Annotated in this window: 8 protein-coding genes; 5 read left to right on the top strand and 3 right to left on the bottom strand. The window is 44.1% G+C overall.

Annotated elements, in window-relative coordinates; genetic code table 11:
- The 3 genes from VIM87_RS13740 to VIM87_RS13750 form a co-directional block, all read right to left on the bottom strand.
- Positions 1-318, bottom strand: a 318-nt coding sequence (locus tag VIM87_RS13740; protein ID WP_331997545.1) for a cupin domain-containing protein, incomplete at its 3' end; no start/stop codon positions are given.
- 30 nt (positions 319-348) lie between these two features.
- Entirely contained in the window at positions 349-1,314 is a 966-nt protein-coding gene (locus tag VIM87_RS13745; RefSeq protein ID WP_331997546.1) for an alpha/beta hydrolase, read from the bottom strand.
- A 42-nt stretch (positions 1,315-1,356) separates the two neighbouring features.
- Positions 1,357-2,145: an alpha/beta hydrolase gene (locus VIM87_RS13750; RefSeq protein ID WP_331997547.1), complete on the bottom strand. Its 789-nt coding sequence runs from the start codon at positions 2,143-2,145 to the stop codon at positions 1,357-1,359.
- Positions 2,146-2,409: 264 nt separating this feature from the next.
- Between VIM87_RS13750 and VIM87_RS13755 the strand changes: the two genes are divergently transcribed.
- From VIM87_RS13755 to VIM87_RS13775, 5 genes are all read left to right on the top strand, one after another.
- Complete coding sequence (locus tag VIM87_RS13755) at positions 2,410-4,653, top strand: histidine kinase dimerization/phosphoacceptor domain -containing protein (protein ID WP_331997548.1); 2,244 nt, start codon at positions 2,410-2,412, stop codon at positions 4,651-4,653.
- 23 nt (positions 4,654-4,676) lie between these two features.
- Positions 4,677-6,608, top strand: coding sequence for a sigma 54-interacting response regulator (locus tag VIM87_RS13760; RefSeq protein ID WP_331997549.1), 1,932 nt, complete (start codon positions 4,677-4,679; stop codon positions 6,606-6,608).
- Between the two features lie 47 nt (positions 6,609-6,655).
- On the top strand, positions 6,656-7,567 hold the full coding sequence (locus tag VIM87_RS13765; RefSeq protein WP_331997550.1) for a hypothetical protein: 912 nt from the start codon (positions 6,656-6,658) through the stop codon (positions 7,565-7,567).
- Positions 7,568-7,781: 214 nt separating this feature from the next.
- Entirely contained in the window at positions 7,782-8,840 is a 1,059-nt protein-coding gene (locus VIM87_RS13770; protein WP_331997551.1) for an endonuclease/exonuclease/phosphatase family protein, read from the top strand.
- Positions 8,841-8,868: 28 nt separating this feature from the next.
- Positions 8,869-9,615 carry a hypothetical protein gene (locus VIM87_RS13775; RefSeq protein ID WP_331997552.1) on the top strand — a complete coding sequence of 249 codons (747 nt, stop codon included), beginning with the start codon at positions 8,869-8,871 and terminating at the stop codon, positions 9,613-9,615.
- The last annotated feature ends 183 nt before the right edge of the window (positions 9,616-9,798 follow it).

Here is a 9,798-nt window from a genome sequence, read left to right on the forward strand (position 1 = left end):
GCCGTATCCAAAATACCAGGTTCCTGCTACTACGGTACACATCCTGTCATCCGGATGCAGGTGGGCCGGAATTTTTGTGTTAGCCGCTACCTTTAACAAAATGGTGTACAGGCCGGGTTTGGAAGGATCGCCGTGAATAACGATCACCTGTACCGCGCTTAAGTTGGAAGAACCCGGCGCAGATACACCGCTTGCCTTTGTATTGATAATTTCCTGCTGCGTCATTCTCAGCTGCCCGTTCCCCTCAGACTGTGCACTTGCCGAAGCAACAAAAAACAGCAATAACAGGAATAATAGGTTTATTTTAACTGTGTACATAAGTTTCATTTATTATTGATTAATGGAAGATCATTTCGTTTCGAGCAGAAATGCAAGCAGATCCTGTTGCACCTGTGGGGTATTTTCCTGCACGATCCAATGCCCGGCTCCTTTAATGATAGAGGGTGTTACATGCTCCGCAACCAGTTTGCAATGCTCCGGCAAAAAGGCGCTTGCGTATTCGCCCGCCATTGCCAGCAAAGGCATTTTTAACTTATGTTTCATAAACTCCTTATTATCCAGTGCATCCTGGTCAAAAGCAGCAAACCAATGAAAAGCGCCGTAGGTTGATCTTGGGGTTTTGTAAGCGCGTATAAACTCATCTGTTTCTTCTTTGGTAAATGCGTTTTGTACATGTCCTACCACGGGCCAAAAACCTGTAAGGAACTCTTTTTCCTTTCCGGCAACCACCTCTGCCGATGCTGGCAGGGCAAAAAAGCCAAACCACCAGGCCTTTGCCCTTACTTCGCTCCAAACAGGCTCCACGCCGGGCAGCAAAGCATCCAGCAGTGCCAGCTTTTTCACCTCGTTACTATACTGCGCGGTATATGCATAGGCTACCATCAGACCAATATCATGGCCTACTACATCTATATTGCTGTAGCCAAGCTGCTTTATGAGGCCATGCAGATCCTGCGCTAATTGCTTTTTGGTATAACCGGTATCAGGTTTATCGCTTTCACCCAGGCCCGGCAGGTCAGGTGCAATAACCGTAAAGTGTTTGGAAAGCTCCGGCAATAAACGGTTCCACATATACCAGTTTTGCCCGAATCCATGGATCAGCAATAATGGCTCGCCGGAGCCGCCTATAACATAGTGGATCCCGGTACCATTAATTTTGACGGTGGCGCTTTTAAAATTGGCCGGCGGCGGCGCAGGCTGCAGCGTTGCGGTAACGGTATCTGTATTAACAGGGCCGGCGGCTTTCAGATCCGGCTGCGGGTTATTACATGCCGCAAAAAGAAAGCCGGCAACAAGAACGAACGTTAACTTCATAGCAGAAAATTTTATACGGTTATTTAAATTGTGTCTGAGCTATTACTTTGCCTGCTTCCCTATCCATTCAAGAATATAATCAGCGTCCTGTTTCCAGGTAGACTGGCCCAGCACAAAGTGATTGCGCCCTTCAAACTCCTTGTAATCCGTAACGGAATTACTGTGCCTGTATTTCCGGTAGTTGGCGTAGTTGAGAGAAGCTGGTATGGTGTGATCCGCGCTGCCTGAAGTAAGCAGCAAAGGGGCATGCGGGTTTTCAAACTTTATGCTGGCAGCCTTTGTTATGGTGTCTCTTACAATAAGCTTTGATTCTGGTATAGCAAACTTGTAGTAAGCCTCTTTTTGCTCATCACAGCTCATTCCATTGGTGAATGCATATTGCCATTGCTTAAAAGACATTAAGAATGATTTCCCGGCCGGAGTGAAAAAGCCAAGCGGGCCCCAGCCTGCTTTTAAAAACGATAGCTTAAAGGTGATGATGCCCTGCGGCGGTACGGAGTGAATGGCAATTCCCAAAGCGCCCAGGCCTTCCTGTAATAAAAGCTGCACAATGAGCCCTCCTATTGAGTGCCCGATCAATATGGGTTTTTCCGGCAATGCTTTCACGATCGAAGCATAGTGGTCAATTAATGCCGGTAACCTCATGGAAGCTATCTCTGTGTTAGGATGGCTATTACGCAAAACTTCAGGGGAAGCATTCTTATGGGGCCAGGCAGGGGCCATTGTCTGGTATCCATGCTGCCCGTAATAGCGCTGCCATTCATCCCAGCAATTGTTACCGACAAAAGCGCCTGTAATAAAAACTATTGTTTTTGGAGGAATATTTTGCACGATCCGTTTTTTGGTTAATAATTGTTTTCCAGCACCAAACAAGGTGCCATCAACCTAAATAAGTATCAATCAAACACTTGATGAAAGTGAAGTGCAAAGCCACCGCGAAATATCGCGGTGCTGAAAACAATACCACGAAATAGAACGGCATTAATTGTATCTTTAAAAGGATAGCAAAAGGAACGCGAATTATTTATATATATTTAGCTCCAAAAACAGTTTTTAATTCCAATCAGGAACCACCAGGAAATATCTCCGCACATTATGCGAAGGCAAATTAAATATGTGTTTATACTGGCAGCGCTTATTTATTCTGCGGTTGTTGCTGCGCAGCAACCGGATCATAGTGGCGCCGGTTTGCTATTGCAATTGAAAAAAAGTGAAGAAGATACCCTGAGAGTAAACCTGCTTTTGCAGTTAAGCGAACATTATTTCAAAAAAGCATCCGGCAGTAAAAAAGACCTTGATAGTGCGCTATCATACGGATATGCGGCTGAACAGCTTAGCAAGAATTTAAATTATCCCAAAGGCATTGGAAATAGTTACGAACAGCTCTCGAAGATCCTTCACGTACAAAATAATACGGCCAGAGCCAGGCAATTTGCGGATAAGGCTATTGCTATTTTTAAAGCGCACGGCTTTTTCCTGGAGCTAGGTTATGCTTACTATGATCTGTCAGGTTATCATTCAATAAATAAAAATGATGAATTAACAAAAAGGATCCGCATAGTAGAAGAACTTGCCTTACCCGCATTTCAAAAGTCAGGAAGTAAATTAAAGGAAGCAGATATCCTGAAAGAGTTGGGCGACCTGCTGCAGCTAATTGGGAATTATACAAAGGCCTTATCTGTGCTGCATCGTTCCCTTCAATTATACCAATCCATTAAATATCCCAATCTTGAAGGTATTTATGACCTTTTAGGCGCTGTTTACAGTATTACCGGAAATAATGAACAAGCTTTAAAATATGGGCTGCTTGCCGTAAATGCTGCTGCATCCGTTCATGATACCACTATTCAGCTGGCTACCATTTTCAACCGCATAGGCTCCACCTATAGCCATATGAAAAAATATAATGCCGCCTATGATTATTTCCAAAAGGCATTATACATAGCAAAAAAATATAACAACGCTGAAACCATTGTTTTGCTAAGCTCCAAGATCTCCAGAACGCTTATAGCATTAAATAAACCATATGAAGCACTAAAAGTTCTGCAGGAGGCCCAACAAAAATATCCTACACAGGAGATCTATTCACAGCTCTATCTCACTGCAAGCTTGCTGATCACTTATAAAGAATTAAAGCAATACCACCAAGCCCAAAAATATTGCGGCCAGCTCTTAGCTATTTCCAAAAAGCTTGATAAGTACGAGCCGGACCAGAGCGAGGTCCAATACCCGGTAACGGAATTTTACCTGGCTACCCATCAATATGAGCTGGCCCGTAAACATCTTGCGGGAACAGACACTTTTTACAAAGCCATTCAAAGTCCTTTAGAATTAAACCACAATCATTATTTATGGTTTAAGCTGGATTCTATACAAGGCAACTATCTTGGCGCCATTTCCCATTACCAGCTGTATAAACTGTTAAGTGATTCTTTGTTAAATGAAACCACCAGCAATCACATTGAGCAGCTGCAGATAGAGTTTGAAACGGAGAAGAAAAACCAGGATATCAAGATGCTTGAAAATGCCACCAGGCTGCAGCAAAATAAAATAGCACAGGCCAATCAAACCCGTAACTGGGTTATTGGTGTTGGTATACTGCTGCTTATTATTATAGGCCTGCAGGCAAATAATTCATGGATCCGGCAACAGGCTAATAAAAAATTAAAGGTTCAGCAAAAGGAGATCGAAAAGAAGAACCTTGCCCTTCAACATTTAGTTACAGAAAAAGAATGGCTCATAAAGGAGATCCATCACCGGGTAAAAAACAACTTCCATACGGTGTCGGGCCTGCTGGCAACCCAATCAGCATATCTTAAAACAGATGAAGCTATTGAAGCCGTGAGTGAAAGCCACCACCGCATCCAGGCCATGTCGCTCATTCATCAAAAGCTCTATCAGTCAGAGAATTTATCGGCCATCTATATGCCGGACTATGTATATGAGCTGGCAGATTACCTGCGGGACAGCTTTAATATCCGCAAATCGGTTCAATTCAATTTACAGATTGAACCCATCGAATTAAATCTTTCGCATTGCGTTCCACTGGGACTTATTATGAATGAGGCGATCACCAATTCGATCAAGTATGCTTTCCCGGGTAATAAGCATGGCACCATCAATATTTCATTAAAGCATAAATCGGAGCATAATTTATTATTAACCATCAGTGATGATGGAATTGGGCTGCGGCAAAGTGCTGCTACCGCAGTTCCACAGTCAATGGGCATGAAGCTTATGTATGGATTGAGTGAAGATATAGACGGAAAATTCAGCATCAGCGGTTATAATGGAACCGCCATAACCCTGGAATTTATTTATGATCCTTTGCCATCATAAATAAGCGTTAAAACATTATTCCCATGAAAGAGAAAATATTAATTGTTGAAGACCAGTTTGTGGAAGCCGATTACCTGAGGATGATGCTTACGCAGGCAGGTTATATTATTACCGGCATTGCGCGGTCGGTTTCACAGGCAGAGCAGCTCATAAAAAGTGAAAAGCCCGATTTTGTGCTGGTAGATATTTTTTTAAAAGGCCGGCAAACAGGGATTGACCTGGCTAAACAGCTCTCTGCCGATAATATTCCGTTCGTTTATTTATCGGCCAATTCTGATGAGGAGGTGCTGAATGCAGCCAAAACCACCGAGCCTTATGGGTTTTTAGTAAAGCCCTTCAGGGAAAAGGATCTCCTTGTTGCGCTTGAAATTGCACACTACCGCCATAAACACAACCAGGAATCAAAATGGCGCAACGAAAAGCAGCTTACAAAAGACCTATTTAACATTGAGAAGGAAGAGGGGAACTGGAACACAAAAGTGATTGAAACGGCTAAGGTGCTTCAAAAGCACATACCTTTCGATTGTATGGAGGTAAAATACAAGCCCCTGGAGAGCAGGCAATACAGTTGTTTTGCATTTATGCGAACGGGGTTTAGTGAATACCAGACCATTGATGTGAACAGCCTTTCAACCATGTCGGGCAGACCCATGGAAGAAATTAAAGGCCAGCTTGAACAAAGCCCCATTGATAACACGGCAAAGTGGTATAACGGTGATGATTTTAAAAGATTACTTTCCCTTCATCCCATGAAAGCTTTGCTTGCAAAAATGTCCGGGTTTTCTTCCAACCTGGTTTTGCCGTTCATAAGCTCCGATAGCTATATGTTCTCGCTCAGCTTCTTCCGCCGTTTGGAAGAAGGCTATAACGCAGAACATCTTGACCTGCTTTTCCGCCTGCAGCAACCACTGATCGCTGTGATGAACAGTATTGCTGCAAATGAAAAAAGACCGGCATTATCATTTACCAGCATTCCCCATCGTAAAGCAGCTGATCCAAACCCGGATTTTGGAACTATTATCGGAAAAAGCCCTGCCTTGCTGAATGTAATGGACCTGGTAGGCCAGGTAGCCTATTCAGATACTTCTGTTCTGTTGCTCGGGGAAAGCGGGACGGGGAAAGAGAAAATTGCCGATGCTATTCATAATTTATCTACCCGGAAAAACAAGCCGTTTATAAAAGTGAATTGTGCCGCGCTGCCTCCAACTTTAATTGAATCTGAATTATTTGGCCATGAGAAAGGGGCTTTTACCGGCGCGCATGATAAACGTATCGGCAAGTTTGAAAAAGCTGCCCATGGCACTATTTTACTGGATGAAATTGGAGAAATGCCCCTTGAGCTGCAGGTAAAATTATTAAGGGTATTGCAGGAGAAAGAGATAGAAAGAATAGGTGGCCGGGATACCCTGAAGATCAACGTAAGGATTATTGCAGCCACGAATAAAAACCTTGAAAAAGAGGTTGCAGAAGGGCGTTTCCGGCTGGACCTGTATTATCGTTTAAATGTTTTTCCCGTGCGGCTTCCGCCCCTGCGGGAACGGAAGGAAGATATTCCTGCGCTGGCCTATCACTTCATGAATTATTACAATTACAAATCCGGGAAAAAGATCAGTGGTATTTCAGACAACGTTTTAACAAGCATGATGGCTTATAACTGGCCCGGTAATATCCGTGAGCTTGAACATTTGATTGAAAGAAGCATTTTGCTTGCCCGGGGCAGCCTGATAGAAGATATTCAGCTGCCGGCCATTCAAAAAACATCCGCGGCAAGCGTTGAAAGCTCGTACATAAAGACCATTCACGAGAATGAACGGGATTATATTATATCAATCCTGAAAAAATGCAATGGAAGGATCTGGGGTGCAGGAGCAGCCGCTGAAATTTTAAACATCCCCCCTTCTACCTTAAAATCCAGGATGAAAAAACTGGGAATTAAAAAGGAGTTTATTCCGTAACAAGATGCTTATATTTGTTTTTGGCAGTTGAAAAAGAGCTAAAAGTTATGAACGGCCGCAAGCGCATGAAACAGCTATCCCTCACATTGATCACCTTATTTTTATTATCCGGACAGGCCTCGTTTTCCCAATCCAGCCTGCAATTGGGCGCATCAGGCGTTTTCTCGAAAACAAAAGGTTTCGGAGCAGAAATTACCGGGAATGCCCAATTGGCAAAGAACCTTTCCATAGGCTTAGGCGTGCGACCTATTAAATTTGAGGAACACAGTAAATTATACATACCGGTTTTTGCCACGCTGAAATATTATTATCCGATCCCAAAATGGAGGCTTTACGCCAGTTTGGATCCTGGTTATGGTATTTACTCCATGGAATATCTTTCAAACGAATTTTATACGCTTCGCAGGAATGGAGCCATCTATTTATCCGGCGGCTTTGGTATTATGGGGACTTCTGCATTGGCGCCCTACGCATCCATTCATTTTACAAAATTCGGGTTTACGGAGCATATCGGGATTTCTTCGCAATACCGGCCCATCAGCACTTTAAATTTTGCTGCCGGGCTGGTGCTGAATAAGCTGGTTTCGAAAAACATATTTGACCGGAGCACCCCAGCTCCTTTACGCAGCCAGGAATACTATGAAAAAAGCAGTAAAAATAAGAAAACGGCTGCCTGGATTATTTTGGGAAGCGGCGTTGCGCTCTTTGCCGGAGGTATTATTGTTGCCTCCCAGCACAACGACGAAGCCGCTGAAGCAGCGGTACCACTTGTTTTCATGAGCGGCACCGGTATTGTTACTTCGCTTGTAAGCATTCCTTTCTTTATTTCTGCGGGCAGCAATAAAAGGAAAGCAATGAACCTTTCTTCAGGTTTTGAAATGCAGAAGCCCCCTGTTAAGATGCAGCCGGGGCTTTTAGGCAATTCCAACCCGGCCCTGGCGGTAAAATTGGATTTTTAGATACGGCTTGGGACAAGACATGAAGCGGCATCCCAAATGGTAATAATACCGCAAATAAGTGAGGCTGGCCTCCGGCCGGCCCTTTTTTATGCTGAAAGCTGCTATTCCGTGCTTTTTCCTTAATATTGTAATACCAGCAACCCCTGATTTATGCGCCCCAATATACATTCCCTGTACAATCACCACAATTGTATAACTAAACAAATTCACTGTCATGAACTACTATTACCTCAACGCCATAGGCGAACAACCCCTCTATATTAAAGACAAAGCAGACCGCGATGCCGTAATAGATAACATCATCCGGTTAAGAGAGCAGCTTAGCGATAAAAAGAAAGGCATCCCCGAAAAGAAATTATCAGGCAATCTGATCCTCGGCACCTGGAACCTGCGGGAACTGGGCAACACTAAATACGGAGGCCGTATGCCGGAATCGCTGTATTACATTGCAGAGATCATTTCCAGGTTTGACCTGGTAGCCATACAGGAAGTAAGGGACCAGCTGGGAGACTTCAACAAAATATGCCGCATTCTTGGCAACGACTGGGGCGTGTTCACCAGTGTTGTTACGCAGGGAGCCTCCGGTAACAGGGAGCGGCTGGCCTTCGTATATGATAAACGTACCGTTGCATTCCGCAACATTGCAGGCCAGATCATTCTCCCTGAATCAGATGATACCACGCAGTTCGCAAGATCACCCTATATTGTCCGGTTCCAGTCGGGATGGCTGAAATTTGATATCTGCACGGCACATATCTACTATGGAAAAGACGCTAAAAATTCTGAAGAGTACCAGCGGCGGGTGAATGAAATAGCCACCATTACCGGCCATCTCAAAAAATACTATATAGAAAAGAAGGAGGCTTACAATGTGTTCCTGCTGGGCGATTTCAATATCGAGGATACCAAAAGCCCTACCTACAAAGCAGCCACCTCCTCTGCCTTTAAAATACCTGATGCGATCCTGGGAAAGAACCTGTTCAGCAATGCCAAAGAGGACAAGATCTACGACCAGATCCTGTATTACAACCAGTTTTCCGACATCACTTTTACAAAGGCAGGTGTTTTCAAATATTACGATTCAGTTTTTGGCAACCTCAAAGATTACGCTGCAAGGATCAACAGGCATCAGAGTAAAAAGATTGATTCAGACAAAGCTTTTAATGACTTCAGGACCTACCAGATGAGCGACCACTTTCCATTGTGGATTGAAATGAATACGGATCATACAGAGAGCTACCTGGGAATGATCAAAAACAAAAAGCCGGTATAATACCCATAACCCCTAAAATAATATTCACATGAAATCGCCCCTGATTCCCATTGACATCATTTCCATTTATAAGAACAAGCTGGGGGATTTGCTTCCCCTGCCTGCACGCATGGCTAAATGCACCCCTGATACGCACATCGCTATCTTCAAAACAGCTGAAGCACTTGCAAAAAAGGGCGGTAAGCTGATCTTAAGTGATCTGTTCCGCAGCCATGATATGCAGGCCCAGTCACACCAGGATTTTATATCCGGCAAGAAGAAAGCCTTTAGTCCGCCTCCCGGTGGCAGCTTTCATGAATCAGGAAGGGCCTTTGATCTTGATCTGAAAGCGATGAAGATAGAGCTGGCAGACTTCTGGACAATAGCCGGGAAGTTTGGCCTGGTGCCTATCATAGATAAACCCCAGAAATCAAAGTCTGAAGCCTGGCATTTTGACTGCAGGGGAAGCCACCAGCTGGTGTACCAATATTATTTAGAAAAGAAGGGAACGAACTTCAAGCCGTATACCGCTGCTTCTGCCAGCAGCATACTGGCAATAGGCGTACAGGTAGATACCTTTGGCCAGAACCAACAGGCTGCGGCGCTGCAATCCTGCCTGATACGGCTCGGAAAAGTGATCGGCAATATTGACGGGCAGATAGGCATGCGTACGCAGACCGCACTGGAAGAACTGGGTATTAATTTCAATCTGCAAAACATAGGCGGCATGCTGATAGAAGCGGAGAATCTTGTTCAGCAAAAGTTCCCGGCAGAATTTGTATTACCGCCAGCCTGAGAGAGCTGTTACGGACACGAAGGCCCTTTAACAAAGTTGAAGGGCCTTTTTCGTTTGTCGTTTTTTTCCAAACAGGCAACAACAACCGTTTTATACCTTTGCAAAAAGCATAAGATCTATGGCAGACACGTCCAAAAGCAAGTTAAAACATGAGCAGGTACAGTATATTGAGTTCCTCTCAAA

The organism is Chitinophaga sp., assembly GCF_036569125.1.
In the GTDB taxonomy this organism is placed as follows: Bacteria; Bacteroidota; Bacteroidia; order Chitinophagales; family Chitinophagaceae; genus Chitinophaga.